The sequence below is a fragment of the Bacillus sp. iso_77 genome (genome assembly GCF_056173625.1).
This window is the reverse complement of record NZ_CM149683.1, coordinates 3,499,534-3,521,136: the sequence shown is the minus strand read 5'-3', so window position 1 is coordinate 3,521,136 and position 21,603 is coordinate 3,499,534. Positions and strand designations below refer to the sequence as shown.

Sequence of the window (21,603 nt, the reverse complement as noted above, 5' to 3'; positions counted from 1 at the left end):
TATGAAACGAATCATTCTCGCTTGTGCAGCAGGAATGTCGACGTCGATTGTGGTATCTAAAATGAAGGCAGCCGCAGAAGGAAAAGGGCTGGATTATGAAATTTATGCGATACCTGAAGGGGCCATTGCGGACGAATTAGAAGAGCATGGGGACGATGTAAAGGTCATTTTGCTAGGACCGCAAGTTAGCTTTATGAGAAAGGCAGCAGAAAAAACAGCGGCACCTTATCATATACCTGTCGATGTGGTAAATGTAAGATTATATGGAACAGCGAATGGAGAAAAAATTCTAGAACATGCACTGAAACTAGCAAATGAATCTTGAGCAATCGGAGGAGAAGCAGATGACGGTATTAGAGGAAATGCAGGGAGCAGCCTTTCAAATCATTGCCCATGCAGGTGAGGCACGAAGCCATTATGTAGAAGCCATTCGTCTAGCAAGAGCGGATGACTTTGAAGCAGCACAGCAGTTGATTGAAAAAGGGGAGGAAGCGTTTCGAAGCATCCATGACCTGCACTTGTCGCTGATACAAAAAGAGGCGGCAGGGGAACAGCTTCCCTTTTCCTTACTGCTCATACATGCAGAAGACCAAATGCTCACAACAGAGACCATCCATCTGCTTGCCATTGAAATGATCGAAATGTGTAAAAAAATGAATACCCTGTCAAAATAGATGTCAATGAATAACCAATTTCTGTTATAATCATTCGGTAGATAAAGAGAAAGCAGGATTGGTGAATGAAAAAAACATGTATGTGGCTTGCAGTTGGTTTAGTCATGCTGCTCATTTCGGGCTGTATGGGTACGAAACAGCAAACAGAAGGAAACCAGCAAGCCATCAAAGAGGTAAAGGGTCAAGTACAAACGAAAGAAACAACAGAAACGCAGCAAATTGAAGCGGCAGAGATAGACAAACAAAACTGGATTCAGCAAAAGGAACCCGTTGCGCTTCCAATCTTGATGTATCACAGTATTTCCAGCGGTAATTCGTTACGTGTGCCAAAAAGCGAATTTGCGGCTCATATGAAATGGCTGAAAGACAACGGCTATGTCACGCTGTCGCCGAAAGAGGCATATCAAGTTCTCGCGACCAATTCGACACCAAGTGAAAAGTATGTTCTTATCACATTTGACGATGGATACACGGATAACTACACAAAGGCATTTCCGATTTTAAAGGAATATGGTATGAAAGCCACGATTTTTATGATCGAGCAGTCCATTGGCCGTCCGCATCATTTAACCGATGCCCAAATGGATGATATGATGGCGCATGGTATTTCAATAGAGAGTCACACCATTCATCATTTAGAACTCAATCGTTTAACACAGAAGCAGCAGGAAGAAGAATTAAAAGGATCGAAGGTATTCTTTGACCAGCGGTTTTCTCAACAAACGATCATGGTCAGCTATCCGGTCGGTCGCTATAACGAAGACACACTGAAGCTGGCGAAGGAAGCAGGATATGAAATGGCTGTAACCACTGAACCAGGACATGCGAAAAAGGAACAAGGCATGATGTCATTACACCGCCTGCGCATTTCACCGGGACTTTCACCCGAAAGCTTTGGCAGGCTGATAGAGGGAAATTGATCAATATTAGATCACAGATGTTTCACATGAAACATTTTACGACATGTTTCGTGGAGATGCTTTGTGGATCGACAACATCATAGGGCTTGAGTACACATCTAGATATATTCTTAGACGTGATCGTCACGCATAATGTTTTTTAAATGATGTGAAAAGGGAGAGAGCAAAGATGTCAAATTTTCTTGGAATTGATCATGTCCAGTTAGCTGCCCCAAAGGGGAGTGAAGAGAAAGCACGTTTGTTTTTTGGGGAGATTCTAGGAATGAAGGAAATACCTAAACCTGTTCACCTAGCAAAACGTGGCGGTGTTTGGTTTCAGTGTGGCAATCAACAGCTTCACATTGGCATTGAAGATCAGTTTCAAGCAGCGAAAAAAGCTCATCCAGCTTTTCAAGTAAAAAAATTATCAAATTTAAAAGAGACATTAATGAAACATCATATTCTTATAAAGGAAGATCAGCCGTTAGATGGAGCCATCAGGTTTTATGTAGATGATCCATTTGGAAATCGAATTGAATTTTTAGAGAGACTGTAGAAAATAAATCTTGTGAGAAACAATAAGGATGTCGAGAAAATCTCGACATCCTTATTTTATGAAAGTATGTTATTGATAAACAGGATAACCCGTTATCTTTATATCTTTTCCGAGTGGTTCAAGAGAGAGTTGATCCAGTTCAATTGCATCACTCATGAGGCGTATGCCTTCGCCTCCGAAAAAAGAAGGAGAGAGTCGTCCGCCAATGAGCTTGGGCGCCATGTAGATGACGAGTTTATCGACAAGCTGCTGTTCTAAAAATGAGGCATTGATTTGCCCGCCGCCCTCAATCATTAGGGAGGAGATATTTCTTTCTCCAAGCACTTGAAGTACTTCTTGTAAGGGCACCCGGGTATCGCTATCCGTCATGATGACGCTGACGCCAGCTTCTTCTAAAGCGGCTCGTTTTTCTTCATTGGCTTGTTTTGTTGTAAAGATCCATGTTGGCGCCATTTGATCTGTGACCACCTTTGCTGTCAGCGGGATAGACAGCTTAGAGTCTAAGACAATTCGAATTGGATGATGACCGTTTGGAATCCGTGCTGTTAATGAAGGATCGTCGTGAATGACGGTTTGCGCACCGACCAAGATGGCATCGTTGATACTGCGAATGTGATGTGCATCATAACGGGACGTCTCTGATGTAATCCACTTGCTGTCAGACGTAGCAGATGCAATTTTTCCGTCTAACGTAATGCCCGCTTTGAGCGTCACGAAAGGTGTTTTTTTCGTAATAAAGTGATTAAATACTTCATTCATCAGAATGGATTCCTGTTCAAGTACGCCCGTGATAACTTGTATGCCTGCATCTTGTAAAATGGCAATCCCGCGCCCGGCAACAAGCGGGTTCGGATCCAGTGCAGCAACGACTACTTTTTCTACGCCAGCTTTCACAAGTGCTTCAGCGCATGGGCCTGTGCGGCCATGGTGGGAACAAGGCTCTAGTGTCACATAGATCGTGGCACCTTTTGCCTTATCTCCAGCCATTTTGAGCGCATGGATTTCTGCATGTGGTTCGCCGGCCTTCATATGCGCCCCGACCCCAACAATTTCATTTTCTCGCACAATCACAGCCCCCACGAGCGGATTGGGAGATGTCTGACCTTTCATTGCTTCGGCATTTTCAAGGGCTAGTTTCATATATCGCTCATGATGTGGCAATCGTACGCACCTCTTGATCCGCCTTCATATGACCTGAGCGGTTAATTTTTGTCTGCAAGTATTTTTCATTGAACTCAGAGACATCACCCCAAAGTGGAATCCGTCCAGAAAGAGAAAGGCCTGCATGACTGATAGCATCGGTCTTTTTCGGATTATTGGTAATAAGTCTGACTGGCTTTGTACGCAACGTTTGAAGAACAGCAATCGCTTCTTCATATTGACGTGTATCATCTTCAAAGCCTAGTGCTTCGTTTGCTTCTACTGTATCGTAGCCGTTTTCTTGCAAGATGTAGGCCATGGCTTTACTGAAAAGACCGATCCCGCGTCCTTCATGGTTGGCTAAATAAAACAGTGCGCCTGCTCCATTGTCCTCAATCATCCGCATAGACTGTTTCAATTGGAACCCGCAATCGCAGCGTTTGCTTCCGAAAATATCGCCGGTGTGGCAGATGGAATGCATGCGGATCAGCGCTTCATCAGCATGTTCGAAATCTCCGTAAACAAGGACACTTGATTGCTGATGATCTGCAAGCTCACGGGAGGAAAGGCTTTCGATTAAAGCTTCATCTGATAATGGTTCTTTCCCGTCATCTTTTAACCATGAATACCAGTTAAACATGACCGTTCTACCGTCTAAATTCACTGGCAGTTTAATAGGTCCAGTGATATATATAAATCCGTCTTCTTGCTGTACTCGTTTGATTTTATCTTTTAAAATGGCTGTTTTAACCTCTGTGTGTTTGTCCATATTCTGCACCTTCTTTTTTGTCTGTTTCTTCAATCTGTAAACGAACGAGAACGCCAAATGGATCAATAAATTCGTTACTTTTTCCTGTCGTGTTCATGTGAACGCCTGCTTTTGTCAGACGTTCGACGACGGATGTTCTATCGTCTTCTTTTGGGAAAACCAGTGTATAGCTTCTAATTCCTGAAAAACGTGGATCAATGGCTCCTTTTCTCCCGCGTCCCCATGCATTAAAGGCAAGGTGGTGATGATAGACGCCACCAGCAACGAATAAGCTGGCTGGGGGAGCCATTCGGATATGAAAACCGAGCGTGTTCACATAAAAGGAATCGGCTTCTTCTGGGTTGAGATGGAAATGCAAGTGTCCCATGACTGTACCAGCCGGGAGTCCTTCCCAGGTGGAATCAGCGGCTTCTTGCAGGAGACCATCTCCATCAAGCGGAGCATTTCCGCCACCTTTCAGCTCTCCATGCTCACCTACCCATATGTCCTGAGGACGATCAGCATAAATCTCAACGCCGATGCCATCTGGATCACTTAAATAAATGGCTTCACTGAAAAAGTGATCGCTTGCTCCAATTAAAGGATAGCCTTTTTTGAGCACATGCGCCAGCCATGTGCCCAGGTTTTTTCTGGTAGGTAATAAAACCGCAAAATGATAAAGTCCTGGCTCATGATCCGGCTTCTCTTTCAGCTGCACATCTTCTTTCAGCACAAGGATTGGTTCCTTTGCGTTGCTGCCAAGCGTGACAGTAGAATCCGTCTGTTCTAATAAAGTAAAACCTAAAATGTCTGTATAAAAAGGCAAAGAACGCTCAAAGCTGGACACATGTAATTCTGTTACACCTAATCTTACCTGCTCTATTGTATTCAAAGCTCGGTCATCTCCTTCATGTTATATGCATCTGCATGTTCAATGGTTTATTGAAAATTGATAAAAATGATTACCTTGTTACTTTTAGTAACTAAACTATATAATAGTTAGTGACTTATTTCAAGTAATTAATTATGTTATAATGAAAAAAAGTAGAGAAAAGCAGGAGGGAGTAAAGTATGGCTCAAGTAGATGGCTGCCCAATTACAGATGCCATGGAGATTTTAGGGAAGAAGTGGGTGATTCTGATCATCAATCAGCTTTTGACAGGGCCAAAACGTTTTTGTCAGCTAGAAAATGAAATGAACATCAGCGGACGGTTATTATCAGAAAGGCTGAAAGATTTAGAAGCTGAAGGCCTTGTTGAGAAAAAAGTTTATCCCGACATTCCCGTGCGGATTGAATATGAACTAACAGAACAAGGAAAGAAAATTGAACCAGTCATACGGGAAATGTATGCTTGGTCTTTAGAGCGAAAAAATAGTGAAAAGGGTGAACATGTCCCTTCTTAATCGATTTCGATCAGTGTCCCTGATCGATTTTTTTTGTGATTTTCCAGAAATCTAAGTCAATAGTATGAAAAATGATGTTGACAATAATTTCATTCATCATATAATATCAAGGAGAAGAGGGTTCTTTTCCCTGTAATGGAATGGGGAGGTTATGCCATGGTATCATGAATGGGACAGATTACCTAAACCGTGTATCACTACATCATGTAGCAACAGACATCTTTGACTTGTCAAAAGCAAAGATTTATTTTTTGGTCTCTATTGATAATGATTATCATAATCATTTATGAGTGTGATTCATACGCTGATAAAGGTTATTTTTTTTATTGTCTATTGAGAATAATTATCAATATCATTTAGGAGGATATATATGAAATCACTTCGTTCAGCATCACACGTCTTATTATTCTTTAGCTTTGTTCTATTGTTTGCTCTAGCCCCGGTTAGCTCTGCCTCAGCAGCAGGCTTAGCAGATGGTCAATATTCAGCACAATATGTGGTATGGAAAGCAGATAGTGATTCAACGTCAACAGCAAATACGTATTTTGAAAAACCAGCTAAGCTTGTTGTGAAGGACGGAAAAATCAAAGCGCAAGTCACGTTAACGAACAGCTCTTGGATTACAAGCTTTAAAACATTGGATCAAGGTGTCTACAAAGATGCGAAGGTGATCAGTACAAACGCAGCTGCCAACAAGAGAACGGTAGAGTTCAATGTCAACAGCCTGACAGATGTTGTACCAGCAAAAGTGAGTGTGACTGTACCGGTCATTGGATATACAGGCAATTACGATATTCGCGTCAAGTTTGATGCAGCAACTGTTCAATAAAAAGGGAGGAAATTCATTTGATGAAAAAATGGATCAGGATGCCAGCCTTCATGGCTGCATTGCTGCTGGCACTTATACTGCCTTTTTCAAATGCACAGGCTGCCTCATTAAATGATGGTACATACTCCGTCAATTACACTGTGATGAAGGCGGAAGGAACTGCAGTTTCGATGGCAAATGATTACTGGCTGAAGCCGGCAAAAGTGATCGTGAAAAATGGCAAGCTAACGGTTCAAATGACCATTAAAAACAGCAGCTGGGTAACGGAATTTAAAGTGCCGGGAAATGGCGGCTATGTTGATACGACGGTTCTATCAACGAATAAGAAAGCCAATACAAGGCTTGTTCAATTCCAAGCACAGAGTTTGTCTAAACCAATCAAGTCAAAAATCCATGTCACAGTCAAATCGGCTGATTATGATCATGACTATACCATCCAACTGAAATTCGATGAAAGCAGCATCAAGTCACTTTCTTCTGACAGTTCAAAAGAAACAGCAGGTGCAGCAAAACATCAAGAATCATCAAAGGAAACAACCAAAACAACTGATTCATCCACCAAAACAAAACAAGAAGAAAATCCTCAAACTGGTGATACAAGCCAGATGGGATGGCTCCTTGTGCTTGTCTTATGTTCAGGCGGGTTTTTAGCGAGAAAGTGGATCATCAAGCATTAACGGAAGGAAGTGTCATCTTTTGAAACGTCTTTTTCATCTACAGACAGCTATTCTGCTCGTTTTATTCAGTTTGTTGACTGCGTTTCAGCTGCCTCAAGGAACGGCTCAGGCGGCATCATTGGTTGATGGTGAATATACGGCCGGATTCACCATTTTAAAAAATGGCAGCACTGAAGCATCCATGATGGATACGTATACAGAAAAGCCAGCTAAGCTCGTCATCGAAAATGGCAAGACGACTGCCTATTTGACGCTGAAGCAAAGCAAAGAAATCACAGATTTCAAGGTCGAACAAAATGGCTCTCTCGTCACCACTGAAACGGTCAGTGAAGATGAGACAGCGAATACGCGTGTGATCAAATTTGATGTAGCCGATGTATCAGCCAAATTAAATGGCTGGGTCAAAATTTACTGGGACTTAGGCGGCTTTATTTATGATGAGGCGTATGACGTACAGATCGCTTTCGACGAGAGCAGTCTCACACTTGTCACGCCTGCGAAGCCAGACGATAGTGAAACAACACCAGATGATCAAAACGGTACGACGCCAGGCGACAGTGAAACAACACCAGATGATCAAAGTGGTACGACACCAGGTGACAGCGAAACAAAGCCGGATGATCAAAACGGCACAACACCAGACGATCAGCCGGAAACGCCAGACAATAACAACGGCACAACACCAGTTGATTCACCGCAGAACCAATTAAAAGATGGTGTGTATCGTATCAACTACAGTGTGCTGAAGGGCGATGAGGATGAGGCATCTCGGATGAGCCAATACTTCTCACATCCAGCATCTTTAACCGTTAAAAATGGAACGCAAACCGTTTCCTTTACGGTGAAGGATCATACGTCAGTTGATTCTTTGAAAATAGAGAAAAACGGTTCTTATCAAGAAGTGAAAAACGTGAGCACAGATCAAGCAAAGAACACAAGAGTGGTTTCATTTGAAGTGTCTGATCTGAAAAAAGCAGTTAACGGAAAAGTACACATTGTGGTAGCAGCCGCTCACTATGATCAAACGTACGATATTCGTTTTCAATTTGATTCAAAAAGTATCGTTCCACTGAAGGACGGTCAAATAGAGGAAGAAACACCGGCTACACCAGAAACACCAAAACCAAATAAACCAGCACCAGACACAACGAACGGCGGAACGAATCAAGAGACAGTTCAGCTAAAAGACGGGGTGTACAAGCTTCCTTTTTCAATGAAGAAAGCGGACAAAGATGAGCTTTCTCGCATGAACGATTACGTCGTGAGCCCTGCGACATTGGTGGTGAAAAATGGCCGCCATTTCGTTTCATACACTGTGAAGAACAGCTCAGCCATCACGTCGTTCCAAGTAGGAAGCGGCGGTAAATTTGAAGAGACGCTAGTTGCAAAGACTGATCAAAAAGCAGATACACGAGTGATTCAATATGAAGCAAAAAGTGTAAGCAGTGATCAGGCAGCACGCGTGAAAATTGACATTCCAGCTGCCAATTATCATGAGCAGTACGATGTCAAACTTGTCTATGATACGAAAGGCATTTCACTTGGTGAAGGAAGCGGAATTGCGACGGTAATCGGAGACGATGAGAGCATCGGCTTTGTGAAAAATCCAAATGATCACGATTCTCAACCAAGCCAGCTTGCGAATCTCGCCCCTGAGGAAACGGGTGCAGAGCAGATGACCTTTACGCCATCAGATGACCAAACCAAGTCTGAGACAGGTCAGCTGAACCCAAAAACAGGAGATACTTCACTTCTTTGGGTGTACATTCTTTTATTCGGCGGATCACTATTCGTGCTCGTCAGAAAGTATCAAACTCGTACAAGATAAAGAATCTATTTTAAGTGAGGTGCGCCATTCATCTCGGCGCATCCACTTCCTTTTTTTCGAAAGGAGGCTTCTGTTTTTTGAAGCATCGAATGTTATGTACCCTGATCACGGCTCTATGTGTGTGCGTCTTCTTAGCAGGCTGCTCACAATCAGCTGAAAGCTCAGCGAAAGGCAAAAAAAGCGCAGCATCAAATGCCCGCATTGTGGCAACGACTGTAGCTGCTGCTGAGATCATGGATGCGCTAGAGGTAGATCTTGTCGGGGTGCCAACAAGTCAAAAATCCTTGCCGGCTCGATACAAAGGACTCCCAGCAGTCGGTAACCCAATGAGCCCAGACATGGAAATCATCCAATCACTTCAACCGACAGATGTCCTGTCTGTCACGACCCTTCAATATGATTTAGAAACGCCTTTTCAACAAGCTTCTGTCCCTGCGACATACCTCAACCTTGAGAGCCTGGACAAGATGGAGAACGCCATCACAAAGCTTGGAGAAAAATATGATAGAAAGACACAAGCGAAACGCATTGTGGATGATTTTGAACAAAAAAAGAAAGACATACAAGAGAGAACGAAGGGAAAGACGAAGCCATCCGTTCTCATTTTGCTTGGTGTACCAGGCAGTTATTTAGTGGCAACAGAGAATTCGTATATCGGTGATCTTGTACGTATTGCAGGAGGAAAGAACATCGTAAAAGGTGAGAAAATGGAGTATTTGGCATCCAATACGGAGTATTTACAAAAAGCCAATCCAGATATCATTCTCCGTGCCGCACATGGGATGCCGGATGAAGTCGTCAAAATGTTTGATCAAGAATTTAAAACAAATGACATCTGGAAACATTTCCATGCGGTCAAACAAGACCGGGTGTACGACCTCGAAGAAAGCTTATTCGGGACAACAGGCAACTTAAAGGCAGCAGAGGCATTAGATGAATTGACTCGTATGTTGTATCCGTCATAAGCGGCGAATCTTAATGATAAAAGGACGTTCAAGATGAAAAAAACAGGGATTTTATTTCTGATAGTCAGTCTCTTACTAGCCGGCGTATTTATTTATTCCGCCATTACGGGGAGCATTCATGTTACACCAATTGAATTATTGGAAGGGCTTATGACCGGTCAACATGCACAGGTAGAAATCATTAAAGATTTAAGAATCCCCCGCATGCTCATTGCGATGTTTACAGGGGCGGCTTTATCTGTCTCCGGTGTCCTCTTGCAGTCTGTGATGAGGAATCCATTAGCAGATGCCGGTGTTATTGGTATTTCATCAGGAGCTAGCTTCTTTTCTTTAATGGCAATTACAGCGCTTCCTCAATTTTATTTCTACTCTCCTTTATTTTCAGTTTTAGGCGGGGCAATTGCCTGCTTCCTCGTATACGTGTTGTCTTGGAAAGGCGGCTTAAGCCCGATTCGAATGATTCTGGTGGGGATCGCCATCAATGCCATGTTTACAGGGATGGCAGAAGCGTTTGTGACCATTTGCAGCTATTTCAATATCACCATTAATCAGTGGGGACAGTCGAATCTGACGATGAAAACGTGGGGAGATGTCCGTTTAATCGGTGTCTATGGCGTCATTGGGCTTGTGGTTGCGCTTTTCTTTAGCAGATGGTGTAACTTGCTTGCCCTTCAAGATAAGACGGCAAAAAACTTAGGATTGCGTGTGACCAGAATGCGCCTTTTGATTTCAATCACGGCGGTGTTATTAGCAGCGGTGACTGCTGCGGTAGCGGGCGTGATTGCCTTTGTCGGCTTGCTCATTCCCCATATCTCTAGAAGGCTCGTCGGCTCGGACCATCGGGTACTGATTCCATTTTCTGCGTTAAGCGGGGCCTTGCTCATTTTGACGGCTGATACGCTCGGCAGAACGCTTGTGGCACCAAATGAAATCCCTGCTTCTACAATCATGGCTGTTATTGGCGGGCCGTTTCTGATCTTTTTATTAAGAAGGGGGGATCGTCTTCATGGACATTCGTGAGGTGTCGTTTTCCTATGATCGGCAGAGGGATATTGTTCAATCGGTCACTACAAAGATTGAAAAGGGGAAAATCACCACCATTATCGGTCCAAATGGCTCGGGCAAATCCACACTGCTTTCCTTGATGGCACATAACCATTGTCCACATAAAGGACAGATTCATTTAGATGGGCAAGAACTGAATGCGTTCAAGCCAAGGGAACTCGCGAGAAAGCTGGCAGTCGTACATCAGCAAAATGAAGCGCCGCTCGATTTAACGATCGAACGAGTCGTGGCATTTGGGAGAACGCCCTACCAGACGATGCGCGGCAGTGACAAGGAAGAGGATGAGAAAGCAATCGAGTGGGCACTGTCCTGTACAAAGCTGACGGATAAGCGAAAGGTGCCACTCGCCTCATTGTCAGGCGGAGAACGGCAGCGTGTATGGATTGCGATGGCTTTAGCGCAAAAAACACCGATCCTTTTCTTAGATGAACCGACGACTTATTTGGATATGTATTATCAATTTGACATTCTGGAGCTCATTCGAGAGCTCAATGTCGAGCATGGATTAACCATCGTGATGGTCCTGCACGATATGAATCAGGCGATTCGCTATAGTGATGTCATCATCGCCATGAAAGATGGACAAATTATCCGCGAAGGACGGCCAAATGATGTGTTAACAGAAGAGATGGTGCGGCACATTTATCATGTGTCCGTCACAATTAAGCAGGATGCAGAAACAGGGATGTATATCGTGCCTGTAGGCATATAAGTTGTGCAAAAAGCAGGTGAGACAGTGTGAAACGAGGGAAAAGGATCGGGCAGCGAATGCTGACGATCGTCTGTTTAGGTGTTTTTCTATATAGCGGTACTGCCATTGGCTTGGAGCTCTTTGGCAATTATCAAAATCGTCAGGTGCTTGCAAAGGCTCAGACACTTTACACACACGAGGATGGAATGAAACAGCGAAAACCTGGAGAAATCCGTCAGTCATTTGATGATTTGCGAAAGGTGAATGAAGACATTGTCGGTTGGATTGACATGAAGGACACGATGATTCAGTATCCAATTGTTCAGTCAAACGATAATGCATTTTATTTAACTCGTAATTATGTAAAGGATGACACACGGGCAGGCAGTATCTTTATGGATTATCGTAATGACGTCTTGCATGAAAGTCCCAATACAGTGTTATACGGTCATCGGATGAGGGATGGGTCTATGTTTGCTGGTCTCACAAACTATTTGAAAAAAGATTTCTTCCAAGATCATCGCACATTTCAGTACGATACGCTGTACCAAAGCTATGAAGCAGAGATTTTTGCTGTGTATGAGACGACAGTCGATTTCGATTATATTCAGACTGATTTTCAGGATCTTGGTGAATATGCGCACTACTTGCAAGCTGTGCGTAAGAAGTCAATCTATCAAACGAAAACAGACGTATCCACAGATGACTTGATTCTCACATTATCGACCTGTGATCATGTGCTGGCACCTAAAAACAAGCGCCTCGTGGTACAGGCGAAGCTAAAGAAAGTTTACTAGAAAAGGAGAGACAGACGGTTGAAATGTTTACATGTGATTTGGGCAGGACTCGTCGTCGTGCTTCTCCTCGGCGGATGCAGCCAGGCGGCGCCTGTCGAGAATGGGAGCGGGCAAGGTGCGCTCAACATTCAGGATTTTGCCGGCAGAACATTATCGTTTCATGAATCACCTGAACGGATCGTCTCGTTGTCAACTGGCGACATGAGCATCATTTATGCTCTAGGTGGTCAGGTGGTCGGCCGGCCAACTGCCGAATTGCCAGAGAATCTACAAAAGGCAAAGTCCGTACAATCAATTGGCACAACCCATCAATTTGATGTCGAGCTGATCACGAGTTTAAAGCCCGATGTGGTGCTTGGGAATGAATCATTAAACAGCAAGGATATCTCTACTATAGAAGGAATTGGTTCACAGCTTCTTTTGACAAGTGCCAACTCAGTGAAGGACATCCAGCGTCAAGTTACTTTATTTGGTGATTTACTTGGAAAGCAGCAAAAGGCCAAAGCACTCAATGCTCAAATCGATCAGCGGATCAAGCAAGTGAAGCAGCCTGAGAAAAAGGTAAAGACACTCGTTGTATATGGTGCGCCCGGCACATATATGGCGGCACTTCCACAATCTTTAAGCGGTGATCTGCTGCGGATCGCTGGTGGGGCGAATATTGCTGAAAATGAACCAGCACTCGAAAAGTTTCCGCAATATGCACAAATCAATGCAGAAAAGGTAATCGAGGCCGATCCGGATCTCATTTTGCTGATGACACATAGCAATCCTGAAGATGTCAAAGCAGGCTTTATGAGTGAAATGAAGCAAAATGCGGCTTGGCACGATGTATCAGCTGTCAAAAATGGACACGTTGAGATTCTGCCAAGTGACCTATTTGGGACAAATCCAGGCGCAGAAGTCATCAGAGCGATCGATGAATTAGAAAAGAAATTGAAGCGATTGTCATCATGAAGATGAATGCAGAACTAGATTTTCAAAAAAGGCAGTCAAGACGAAAATGGCTGTTACCAGGATTGTTTCTCTCTTTATGTGTGGGCGTCTGTCTAGGACTTGCGGTAGGTTCTGTCCAATTATCGCTGACGGATTTAATGGCTGTGTTCACGGGATCAGGTCTGCCTGTTCATGAAAAAATTGTCATGGATTTACGGCTTCCCCGTGTGCTCATTGGTTTTCTCGTTGGGGCCTGTCTCGCAGCATCAGGGGCGATTTTACAAGGAGTTGTCCGAAATCCACTTGCTGACCCTGGGATCATTGGTGTGACTGCGGGCGGCGGGTTAGCTGCTGTACTCAGCATGATTGTTCTCCCGCAGTTCACGTATTTGCTTCCGGCAGCTGCTTTTCTGGGCGCCTTATTAGCAGCTCTTGTCGTGTATATGCTGTCATTTGATCAAGGGGTTTCACCGCTTAAATTGATCTTGGCAGGTGTTGCCGTCAATGCCCTGCTTGGTGCGGTGATGAATGGGTTTATGGTGCTATATAGTGAGCGTGTGCAGGCTGTTTTGCCTTTTCTATCAGGGGGATTAAACGGGCGGAGCTGGCATCATCTTAGCTTTGTGTCGCCATATGCGCTGGCTGGATTATGTCTTTGTTTTTTCGCCATTAAACCGTCCAATCTCCTTTTGCTTGGTGATGAATCGGCTCAGCTATTGGGCCTTCGAGTAGAGCGGACTCGATTTTTTCTCATTGCGCTGGCTGCTCTTTTAGCTGGAGCGGCTGTCAGTGTCAGTGGTTTAATCGGATTTGTCGGGCTTGTTGTACCTCATTTTATCCGTCTTTTAATCGGAGATGATTACCGGTATTTGCTGCCGATTTCAATGCTTGGAGGGGGCGTGCTTGTGGTCTTTGCCGATACAGCGGCACGGGTCTGGTTTACACCGGTTGAATTGCCTGTAGGGATCTTGCTTGCCTGCATCGGTGCACCTTTCTTCCTCTATTTATTAAAAAAGAAAGGGAGGGGTTAAGATGGATGTCATTGCAATGGATGACGTGAGTCTCAGTCAAGGCGGCTTTCGGCTGTCTTCCATTTCAGCAGCTGTTCCTAAAGGGAGTGTAACCGGAATCATTGGCCCGAATGGGTCAGGTAAGTCAACTTTTATCAAAGCGGCCGCACGACTGACCTCAATCGAAAGCGGCATGATTTACATTCACGACATCCCGCAAAAAGAGATGACGGCACAGGAGATCGCCAAGGAGGTGGCGGTTCTCATGCAAACAAGAACCGCCATTCCATCGATGACAGTACGTGAGCTGGTCGCACTTGGACGCAGCCCGCACCGTTCTATCTGGAAAAAAAGCAGTACGTCAGATCATGAAGCGATTGAGTGGGCGCTTGAGGTGACGAATAGCCGCATCAATGAAAACAGAATGCTTCATACATTGTCAGGCGGAGAAAGACAAAAGGCATATATTGCAATGGCACTGGCTCAGAAGACAGAAACCATCATTCTCGATGAGCCAACCACTTATTTAGACATTGCGCATCAGCTTGAATTACTGGAGCTGCTCAAACAGCTGAATCAAACACATGGTATCACCATTTTAATGGTTCTCCATGACTTGCAGCAGGCCGCAAAATATTGTGACCGTCTCATTGCTATGAAGCGAGGTCAAGTGCATCAAATTGGCTCACCAAAAGAAGTGTTAACAGAAGACTTTTTCAAGGAGGTTTTTGGGATTCAGGCAGAGGTTCACTTAGACGGTGAGCATCCGCTCATTATCCCAATCGCCTCCATTCAACAACAAAAGGGAGATGAACCAAACATGATTATTGTAAACAACCAAGTAAGAGTAGAAAAAGGCAGTGCCGACCACCTTGTTAAACGGTTTAACAAGCAGGGGCAAGTAGAATTTATGGAAGGCTTTTTAGGAATGGAAGTATGGGTCACTCAGCAGACAACTGATTACGATGAAGTGACCATTCACACCCGCTGGAATCGAAAAGAAGACTTTGTGAATTGGACAAAATCTCAGGCATTTGGTGATGCGCATGCTCATGGAAAGGCGAAACCTGAAGGCCTGTTAAAAAACAAAATTACGTACTATGAAGTGCAAGTCACAAGACCCGCTTTACAGAAAAAAGCCTAAATATTCAAAAGCGCTGCAGCGAAGAAGCAGCGCTATTTTTTTTGTGATTGTCTCTTTCCGTCACATATTTTTGACAAAGTATTCAAACAACTGACACAATCCTATCCAAATTTTAGGTAAAATTTACTTTATTTTTGAAGCACATGGGTGTAAAGTACAGGTATAAATAACTAACCGAATGAAAATCAAGAGTAAAATTTCACCGAGTGAACTATATCAAATGGACTTTCACTTGTGAATCATTGAACAAATAGTGAACTTTTTGTGAAATGGTGAGCATAAATATCTCGAATCATTCGGCATGCGAAAGTAAGGGAGGATGTAAGGCTGTGAGTGAGCTGTTTTTAGCAAGATTTCAATTTGCCTCAACGACATTATTTCATTTTATTTTTGTTCCTATGTCTATAGGTTTGGTATTTATCGTTGCATTGATGCAAACCCTTTATGTGGTGAAGAAAAAAGACATCTATAAAAAGATGGCAAAATTTTGGGGTCACCTTTTCTTAATTAACTTTGCAGTAGGTGTGGTGACAGGGATTCTGCAAGAATTCCAGTTTGGGATGAACTGGTCAGATTATTCAAGGTTTGTCGGTGATGTCTTTGGTGCACCGCTTGCCATTGAAGCGCTATTGGCCTTTTTCCTTGAATCGACCTTTATTGGTCTTTGGATATTCGGCTGGGATCGTCTACCGAAAAAAATTCATTTGTTATGTATTTGGCTCGTTTCTCTTGGTACGATCTTTTCGGCGTTTTGGATTTTACTCGCCAACTCATTTATGCAGGAGCCAGTTGGATTTGTGATTAAAAATGGCCGTGCAGAAATGAATGACTTTGGGGCGCTCGTGACAAATCCGCAACTTTGGGTAGAGTTCCCGCACGTTCTGTTTGGTGCATTGGCAACCGGTGCTTTCTTTATCGCGGGTGTTAGTGCCTATAAAATGATCAAAAAACAAGAAGTGACCTTTTTCAAAAAATCTTTCCAGATTGCCATGGTGCTTGCTTTCATTTCTGGCTTAGGTGTGGCGTTCTCTGGACATGATCAAGCGAAGCATTTAATGGAATCACAGCCGATGAAGATGGCAGCAAGTGAAGCCCTTTGGAAGGATAGTGGAGATCCAGCGGCTTGGACACTATTTGCCAACATTGATACAGATAAAAAAGAAAACTCTGCGGAGATCAATATTCCGTTTGCTTTAAGTTACTTGGCCTATTCGAAGTTTAGTGGAGATGTGCCAGGCATGCTGACCCTTCAAAAAGAATATGAAGCAAAGTTTGGTCCTGGAGATTACATTCCTCCAGTCAAAACAACCTTCTGGAGCTTTAGAATCATGGTGGGTGCCGGCATGTTGATGATTTTTGCTAGTATGATTGGTTTGTATTTGAGCTTTAGAAAAAAACTAGAATCAAACAAATGGTTTTTACGCTTCATGGTATGGATGATTGCGTTCCCGTTTATTGCAAACTCAGCGGGCTGGATCATGACGGAAATTGGGCGTCAGCCGTGGACAGTCTTTGGTATGATGACAACCGCACAATCCATTTCACCAAACGTATCGTACGGCATGTTGCTATTCTCAGTCATTAGCTTTACGACCATTTATCTGATTCTTGCCATCGTGCTTGCCTACTTATTCATTCGAGAAATTAAAAAAGGTGCACATTCTGAAGAGAATACAGATCAAAAGGATGAAACGGACCTGTCTACAGATCCATTTGATGGAGGCGCATATCATGGCATATCTTAACGAGATTTGGTTTATTCTTGTCGCAGTATTGTTTGTTGGATTTTTCTTCTTAGAAGGATTTGATTTTGGTGTCGGGATGTCCATGCAACTGCTTGGAAAAGATGCACATGAGCGCCGCATTTTAATCAATACGATTGGCCCTTTCTGGGATGCGAATGAGGTCTGGCTGATTACAGCTGGCGGGGCTATTTTCGCCGCTTTTCCTCACTGGTACGCTACGATGTTCAGCGGATACTATATTCCATTTACGATTCTCCTATTAGCGCTCATTGGGCGGGGGGTCGCCTTTGAATTTAGAGGGAAGGTCGAGAAGGCTTCATGGATCAAAACGTGGGACTGGATCATCTTCTTTGGCAGTCTGCTTCCGCCATTTTTACTCGGAGTGCTATTCACAAGTATGTTACGAGGAATGCCAATTGATCAAGATATGAATATGTACGCTGGATTTACAGACTTTGTGAATCTTTATTCAGTGATCGGCGGGGTAGCCGTGACGGTGCTTTGCCTCCTGCATGGATTGATTTTCGTCACACTCCGCACTGAGGGTGATTTAAGAAATCGTGCAAGAAAGCTCGGTCAGCGTGTTTTATTGATTGCACTACCAGTTCTTGTTCTATTTGTTGGTGTGTCTATTCTTGAAACAGACATTTATACCGTGCGTCCGATCATCACAATCCCTTTAACTGTACTCATTGTGGTTTGTTATGTAGCGGCTCTATTCTTTATGAGAAAAGAGCGTGATGGATGGACATTTTTATTCACAGGTGCAGGTATTATGGTGACGGTGACCATGCTTTTCACAGCATTATTCCCGCGTGTCATGATTAGTTCGATCAACCATGCATTCGACCTCACCATTCAAAACGCTGCATCAGGATCTTATTCACTGACGGTCATGACGATTGTTGCCATTTCTTTGCTACCTTTTGTGCTTGGGTATCAAATCTGGAGCTACTATGTCTTCCGTAAACGTGTAAGCGGTAAGGAGCCAATGACCTACTAATGGATAAACGTTTGCTTCAACTAAAAGGAATGAGGGGGCTTCTTGCCCTCTTAGGTATTGTGTCAATCATCCAAGGAGCAAGTATTATTTTTCAAGCACAGTGGCTGGCACATGCCATAACAACGCTGTTTGACGGGAAGAGCCTCATGCAGGCAACACCTTATGTCTTGCTGTTTCTTGCTGCCTTTCTGGTGCGGCACGGTCTCACCTTGATGCGGGAGAAGGTCATGTTCACCTATTCTTCCCGAATTGGAGCAGACGTGAGAAAGCAGCTGTTGGACCAGCTGTTCCGTTTAGGGCCAGCTTTCACGAAGAAAAAAGGAACAGGAAAGCTTGTGACATTGGCGATGGAGGGCATTGCCCAATATCGTCAGTATTTACAGCTGTTTTTGCCGAAAATGGTGAACATGGCAGTAATTCCGGTGATGGTGCTTGTCTATGTTTGGACATTAGATGAAACATCTGCTGTCATTCTCATTGTCACGCTGCCGATTTTAATTGTTTTTATGATTTTGCTAGGACTTGTCGCTCAGCGTAAAGCGGCCAAACAATGGAGATCGTATGAGAAATTATCCAATCATTTTACTGATTCTCTCCGTGGTCTTGAAACGCTTCGCTACTTAGGGATTAGCAAAAAGCATTCTCGCAATATTGGAGAGGTCTCAAAGCGTTATCGAAAGGCGACGATGAGCACACTGAAAGTCGCCTTTCTTTCATCTTTTGCTCTCGATTTCTTTTCAATGCTGTCCATTGCGACTGTCGCTGTATTTCTCGGCTTGCGCTTAATTGAGGGAGATCTTTTGTTATTGCCCGCTTTGACCGCACTGATGCTTGCGCCAGAATATTTCTTGCCAGTCCGTGAAGTGGGAAATGATTATCATGCGACGTTAAACGGTAAAGAAGCGAATGAGGCGATTCAGGTGATTTTAGAGGAAAAGGGCTTCCGAGAGCAGGAGACACAATCCGTGCAGCTGAACGAGTGGAATGAGCAATCTGAGCTCATACTGCAAGATGTCAGTGTGTTGCATGATGAACATGCTCCTTATTCGATTCAGGATGTGGACCTCACTGTGAAAGGAAAGAAAAAGATTGGGATCATCGGTGCCAGTGGTTCGGGGAAATCGACGTTAACGGATGTCCTCGGCGGTTTTGTTGAACCGTCTGCAGGTGAAATGATCCTAAACGGAAAGCCGCTTGCTCATTTACAGCTGGCGGCATGGCAAAAAGAAGTTGTTTATATGCCGCAGCATCCTTATTTATTTCACATGACACTGAGAGAAAACATTCGTTTTTATGAACCGAATGCAACAGATGAAGACGTCGAAAGAGCGGTGCAAGAGGCAGGTTTGTCTCAGCTCGTAGCTGATCTCCCCAATGGACTGGATGAGGTCATTGGCGAACAGGGCAGAGGACTGAGCGGTGGACAAGCGCAGCGGATTGCCCTCGCTCGCACAGTGCTCGGCCAGCGATCCATTATGCTGTTAGATGAACCAACGGCTCATCTGGATATTGAGACAGAGTATGAATTGAAGAAAACAATGCTTCCATTGTTTGAAAATAAACTTGTGTTTTTAGCCACACACAGACTTCATTGGATGACGGATATGGATGAAATCATTGTGATGGATCATGGGACGATTGCAGAGATGGGGACTCATGTATCATTAATGGAAAGAAAAGGTATGTACTATCAATTGGTACAGGAACAAATGGGGGCGGTCACACATGGTCAGTAAAGGCTGGTTTATACCTTATATCAAGGAGAATCAAAAGCTGTTTGCCTTGGTGCTTTTTTTAGGGGCGATTGCGGTGTTTTCTGCTTCTATGCTCATGTATACGTCAGGGTTCCTCATTTCAAAAGCTGCCACAAGACCTGAGAATATCTTGATGGTCTATGTCCCAATCGTGGCAGTACGTACCTTTGGTATTTCACGCTCAGCGGCTCGTTATGCAGAGAGACTGGCGAGTCATCAGCTCATTTTGACGATGATTGAAAAAATGCGGGTACGTCTTTATGATATGGCTGAACGAAGTGCCAAACAGACAAAGCTAGGAACAGGTGAAATGCTTGGGCTGTTGTCAGAAGATGTGGAGAGATTACAGGATGCATATTTAAAAACAATCTTTCCATCCATCGGTGCGCTGCTTTTATATGCCGCTTCGATTGGAGCACTTGGGCTTTTTTCATGGCCTTTTGCCGGGTTGATGCTGCTTTATATGGCGCTGCTCGTATTTGTATTCCCATACATCACTGTACTTGTGAACCGGGCGCGACAAATTCAAATGAAGAAAGGCAGAAATGAACTGTACAGCCATTTAACAGATGCTGTCATGGGCGTGAGTGATTGGTTGTTTAGCGGCAGACAGAACGATTTTGTTGAGGGCTATGAACGAAAAGAAGCAAAGCTATTAGCACTCGAAGCGGCAAAGCACCGGTTTATCCGTCTGCGCCAATTTTTAGCACAGCTAGTGATTGGAGGAGCAGTCGTCCTTGTCGTGTATTGGAGCGGCTCAGTCGTTCAGGCTGGTTCTATGCCACACACGCTCATCGCAGCCTTTGTGCTTGTGCTGTTTCCATTAACAGAAGCCTTTCTTCCGCTGTCAGATGCAGCAGGCGATATTCCTGTTTATCAGCATGCCGTCAGCAGATTAAATCATTATGAAGAGCAGTCGTATGAAGGATTAGTGGAGAGGAAGGCAGCAGACGAGTCACTCGTCTCTGATGGCGTTGAAGCGGTCTGTTTTGATCAAGTCACCTTCGGATATGAAGTAGATCAACATGTACTAAAGCATTTTTCGTTTTCCCTGAAGCAAGGTGAATCGCTCGCTCTTTTAGGAAAAAGCGGTGCAGGCAAATCGACCATTTTAAAGTTGTTAGAAGGGGCAGTCGTGCCAAATCAAGGGGTTGTCAGCATTCAGGGGAAACCAGTACAAAGCATTCAAGAGGAGATATCCTCTTATGTGTCTGTGCTCAATCAACAGCCCTATTTATTCGATACGTCTGTTTTAAACAACATTCGCTTAGGTTCTCCAGAAGCGACAGAAGAGCAAGTAAAAGAAGCCGCGCGGCAAGTGCAGCTGCACGATTACATTGAGTCTTTGCCAGAAGGTTATCACACAGGTGTACAAGAGACAGGGGTTCGTTTCTCTGGTGGAGAAAGACAGCGTATGGCTCTAGCACGGATTTTGCTGCAAAACACACCGATTGTTGTATTAGATGAGCCAACCGTCGGGCTTGATCCACGCACAGAGCGTGAATTGCTTGAAACAATCTTCCGTGTGTTAAAAGGAAAAACAGTCATTTGGATCACCCATCATCTCACTGGCTGTGAGGCATGTGACCGTATGATGTTTATTGAAGGTGGACGTATTGAGATGGAAGGGCACCATCATGATTTGCTGAAAGAAAATGTGCGTTATCAAAAGCTGTATGAAATGGATCGTCCATTTTCGAACGTGTAAAAAATGTATGACAAGAACGTTCGGACAGAA

Annotated in this window: 22 protein-coding genes; 19 read left to right on the top strand and 3 right to left on the bottom strand. The window is 44.0% G+C overall.

Annotation, left to right across the window (positions count from 1 at the left end; all coding sequences use genetic code 11):
• Position 1 precedes the first annotated feature (1 nt).
• The 4 genes from AC0VYC_RS18135 to AC0VYC_RS18120 all read left to right on the top strand — a co-directional run bounded on the left by AC0VYC_RS18135 (position 2) and on the right by AC0VYC_RS18120 (position 2,129).
• Positions 2-325: a PTS sugar transporter subunit IIB gene (locus AC0VYC_RS18135; RefSeq protein ID WP_008345616.1), complete on the top strand. Its 324-nt coding sequence runs from the start codon at positions 2-4 to the stop codon at positions 323-325.
• Between the two features lie 19 nt (positions 326-344).
• Positions 345-674 (top strand): PTS sugar transporter subunit IIA, encoded by a 330-nt coding sequence (locus AC0VYC_RS18130; RefSeq protein ID WP_008345614.1) that lies wholly within the window; start codon positions 345-347, stop codon positions 672-674.
• Positions 675-739: 65 nt separating this feature from the next.
• Positions 740-1,594, top strand: a complete 855-nt coding sequence (locus AC0VYC_RS18125) for a polysaccharide deacetylase family protein (RefSeq protein ID WP_024719530.1) — start codon at positions 740-742, stop codon at positions 1,592-1,594.
• A gap of 169 nt (positions 1,595-1,763) precedes the next feature.
• The gene (locus AC0VYC_RS18120; RefSeq protein WP_024719529.1) at positions 1,764-2,129 is read left to right on the top strand and encodes a VOC family protein; all 366 of its coding nucleotides are present in this window, start codon (positions 1,764-1,766) and stop codon (positions 2,127-2,129) included.
• A 69-nt stretch (positions 2,130-2,198) separates the two neighbouring features.
• Here AC0VYC_RS18120 and ribD read toward each other — a convergent pair whose 3' ends face one another.
• The 3 genes from ribD to AC0VYC_RS18105 are packed head-to-tail and all read right to left on the bottom strand — an operon-like array spanning position 2,199 to position 4,909.
• Entirely contained in the window at positions 2,199-3,290 is a 1,092-nt protein-coding gene (gene ribD, locus AC0VYC_RS18115; protein ID WP_475388984.1) for a bifunctional diaminohydroxyphosphoribosylaminopyrimidine deaminase/5-amino-6-(5-phosphoribosylamino)uracil reductase RibD, read from the bottom strand.
• Positions 3,277-4,038 carry a GTP cyclohydrolase II gene (locus AC0VYC_RS18110; protein ID WP_008345606.1) on the bottom strand — a complete coding sequence of 254 codons (762 nt, stop codon included), beginning with the start codon at positions 4,036-4,038 and terminating at the stop codon, positions 3,277-3,279. The genes ribD and AC0VYC_RS18110 overlap by 14 nt, the downstream gene beginning before the upstream one ends.
• The gene (locus AC0VYC_RS18105) at positions 4,016-4,909 is read right to left on the bottom strand and encodes a VOC family protein (protein ID WP_096882044.1); all 894 of its coding nucleotides are present in this window, start codon (positions 4,907-4,909) and stop codon (positions 4,016-4,018) included. Before AC0VYC_RS18105 ends, AC0VYC_RS18110 begins: the two co-directional genes overlap by 23 nt.
• 179 nt (positions 4,910-5,088) lie before the next feature.
• Between AC0VYC_RS18105 and AC0VYC_RS18100 the strand changes: the two genes are divergently transcribed.
• The 15 genes from AC0VYC_RS18100 to cydC all read left to right on the top strand — a co-directional run bounded on the left by AC0VYC_RS18100 (position 5,089) and on the right by cydC (position 21,573).
• A complete protein-coding gene (locus tag AC0VYC_RS18100) occupies positions 5,089-5,421 on the top strand; it encodes a winged helix-turn-helix transcriptional regulator (RefSeq protein ID WP_007497926.1) in 333 nt (110 codons plus the stop codon).
• A 370-nt stretch (positions 5,422-5,791) separates the two neighbouring features.
• Positions 5,792-6,250 carry an NEAT domain-containing protein gene (locus tag AC0VYC_RS18095; RefSeq protein ID WP_058337097.1) on the top strand — a complete coding sequence of 153 codons (459 nt, stop codon included), beginning with the start codon at positions 5,792-5,794 and terminating at the stop codon, positions 6,248-6,250.
• Between the two features lie 20 nt (positions 6,251-6,270).
• Positions 6,271-6,927 (top strand): heme uptake protein IsdC, encoded by a 657-nt coding sequence (gene isdC, locus AC0VYC_RS18090; RefSeq protein ID WP_110487238.1) that lies wholly within the window; start codon positions 6,271-6,273, stop codon positions 6,925-6,927.
• A 19-nt stretch (positions 6,928-6,946) separates the two neighbouring features.
• A complete protein-coding gene (locus AC0VYC_RS18085; RefSeq protein ID WP_268430374.1) occupies positions 6,947-8,755 on the top strand; it encodes an NEAT domain-containing protein in 1,809 nt (602 codons plus the stop codon).
• A gap of 77 nt (positions 8,756-8,832) precedes the next feature.
• A complete protein-coding gene (isdE, locus tag AC0VYC_RS18080) occupies positions 8,833-9,720 on the top strand; it encodes a heme ABC transporter substrate-binding protein IsdE (RefSeq protein WP_045033776.1) in 888 nt (295 codons plus the stop codon).
• A 33-nt stretch (positions 9,721-9,753) separates the two neighbouring features.
• Positions 9,754-10,740 (top strand): FecCD family ABC transporter permease, encoded by a 987-nt coding sequence (locus AC0VYC_RS18075; protein ID WP_475388980.1) that lies wholly within the window; start codon positions 9,754-9,756, stop codon positions 10,738-10,740.
• Positions 10,727-11,497 carry an ABC transporter ATP-binding protein gene (locus AC0VYC_RS18070; RefSeq protein ID WP_024719523.1) on the top strand — a complete coding sequence of 257 codons (771 nt, stop codon included), beginning with the start codon at positions 10,727-10,729 and terminating at the stop codon, positions 11,495-11,497. The genes AC0VYC_RS18075 and AC0VYC_RS18070 overlap by 14 nt, the downstream gene beginning before the upstream one ends.
• Positions 11,498-11,523: 26 nt before the next feature.
• A complete protein-coding gene (srtB, locus tag AC0VYC_RS18065; RefSeq protein WP_135009534.1) occupies positions 11,524-12,273 on the top strand; it encodes a class B sortase in 750 nt (249 codons plus the stop codon).
• A gap of 18 nt (positions 12,274-12,291) precedes the next feature.
• Complete coding sequence (locus AC0VYC_RS18060) at positions 12,292-13,230, top strand: ABC transporter substrate-binding protein (protein WP_039165096.1); 939 nt, start codon at positions 12,292-12,294, stop codon at positions 13,228-13,230.
• Positions 13,227-14,240 carry a FecCD family ABC transporter permease gene (locus tag AC0VYC_RS18055; RefSeq protein ID WP_008345586.1) on the top strand — a complete coding sequence of 338 codons (1,014 nt, stop codon included), beginning with the start codon at positions 13,227-13,229 and terminating at the stop codon, positions 14,238-14,240. Before AC0VYC_RS18060 ends, AC0VYC_RS18055 begins: the two co-directional genes overlap by 4 nt.
• A gap of 1 nt (position 14,241) precedes the next feature.
• Positions 14,242-15,363 (top strand): heme oxygenase, encoded by a 1,122-nt coding sequence (isdG, locus tag AC0VYC_RS18050; protein WP_100324624.1) that lies wholly within the window; start codon positions 14,242-14,244, stop codon positions 15,361-15,363.
• Between the two features lie 329 nt (positions 15,364-15,692).
• Complete coding sequence (locus tag AC0VYC_RS18045) at positions 15,693-17,108, top strand: cytochrome ubiquinol oxidase subunit I (protein WP_045033780.1); 1,416 nt, start codon at positions 15,693-15,695, stop codon at positions 17,106-17,108.
• On the top strand, positions 17,095-18,111 hold the full coding sequence (gene cydB, locus AC0VYC_RS18040) for a cytochrome d ubiquinol oxidase subunit II (protein WP_024719518.1): 1,017 nt from the start codon (positions 17,095-17,097) through the stop codon (positions 18,109-18,111). Before AC0VYC_RS18045 ends, cydB begins: the two co-directional genes overlap by 14 nt.
• Positions 18,111-19,847 (top strand): thiol reductant ABC exporter subunit CydD, encoded by a 1,737-nt coding sequence (cydD, locus tag AC0VYC_RS18035; RefSeq protein ID WP_475388976.1) that lies wholly within the window; start codon positions 18,111-18,113, stop codon positions 19,845-19,847. Before cydB ends, cydD begins: the two co-directional genes overlap by 1 nt.
• Positions 19,837-21,573 (top strand): thiol reductant ABC exporter subunit CydC, encoded by a 1,737-nt coding sequence (gene cydC / locus AC0VYC_RS18030; protein ID WP_427243505.1) that lies wholly within the window; start codon positions 19,837-19,839, stop codon positions 21,571-21,573. Before cydD ends, cydC begins: the two co-directional genes overlap by 11 nt.
• Positions 21,574-21,603: the final 30 nt, after the last annotated feature.

What these genes read in the sequence shown, in the direction of transcription:
- AC0VYC_RS18135 (WP_008345616.1), top strand. Translation starts at nt 2, where the DNA reads ATGAAACGAATCATTCTCGCTTGTGCAGCAGGAATGTCGACGTCGATT.
- AC0VYC_RS18130 (WP_008345614.1), top strand. Translation starts at nt 345, where the DNA reads ATGACGGTATTAGAGGAAATGCAGGGAGCAGCCTTTCAAATCATTGCC.
- AC0VYC_RS18125 (WP_024719530.1), top strand. Translation starts at nt 740, where the DNA reads ATGAAAAAAACATGTATGTGGCTTGCAGTTGGTTTAGTCATGCTGCTC.
- AC0VYC_RS18120 (WP_024719529.1), top strand. Translation starts at nt 1,764, where the DNA reads ATGTCAAATTTTCTTGGAATTGATCATGTCCAGTTAGCTGCCCCAAAG.
- AC0VYC_RS18110 (WP_008345606.1), bottom strand. Translation starts at nt 4,038, where the DNA reads ATGGACAAACACACAGAGGTTAAAACAGCCATTTTAAAAGATAAAATC.
- AC0VYC_RS18100 (WP_007497926.1), top strand. Translation starts at nt 5,089, where the DNA reads ATGGCTCAAGTAGATGGCTGCCCAATTACAGATGCCATGGAGATTTTA.
- AC0VYC_RS18095 (WP_058337097.1), top strand. Translation starts at nt 5,792, where the DNA reads ATGAAATCACTTCGTTCAGCATCACACGTCTTATTATTCTTTAGCTTT.
- isdC (WP_110487238.1), top strand. Translation starts at nt 6,271, where the DNA reads ATGAAAAAATGGATCAGGATGCCAGCCTTCATGGCTGCATTGCTGCTG.
- AC0VYC_RS18075 (WP_475388980.1), top strand. Translation starts at nt 9,754, where the DNA reads ATGAAAAAAACAGGGATTTTATTTCTGATAGTCAGTCTCTTACTAGCC.
- AC0VYC_RS18070 (WP_024719523.1), top strand. Translation starts at nt 10,727, where the DNA reads ATGGACATTCGTGAGGTGTCGTTTTCCTATGATCGGCAGAGGGATATT.
- AC0VYC_RS18055 (WP_008345586.1), top strand. Translation starts at nt 13,227, where the DNA reads ATGAAGATGAATGCAGAACTAGATTTTCAAAAAAGGCAGTCAAGACGA.
- isdG (WP_100324624.1), top strand. Translation starts at nt 14,242, where the DNA reads ATGGATGTCATTGCAATGGATGACGTGAGTCTCAGTCAAGGCGGCTTT.
- cydB (WP_024719518.1), top strand. Translation starts at nt 17,095, where the DNA reads ATGGCATATCTTAACGAGATTTGGTTTATTCTTGTCGCAGTATTGTTT.
- cydD (WP_475388976.1), top strand. Translation starts at nt 18,111, where the DNA reads ATGGATAAACGTTTGCTTCAACTAAAAGGAATGAGGGGGCTTCTTGCC.
- cydC (WP_427243505.1), top strand. Translation starts at nt 19,837, where the DNA reads ATGGTCAGTAAAGGCTGGTTTATACCTTATATCAAGGAGAATCAAAAG.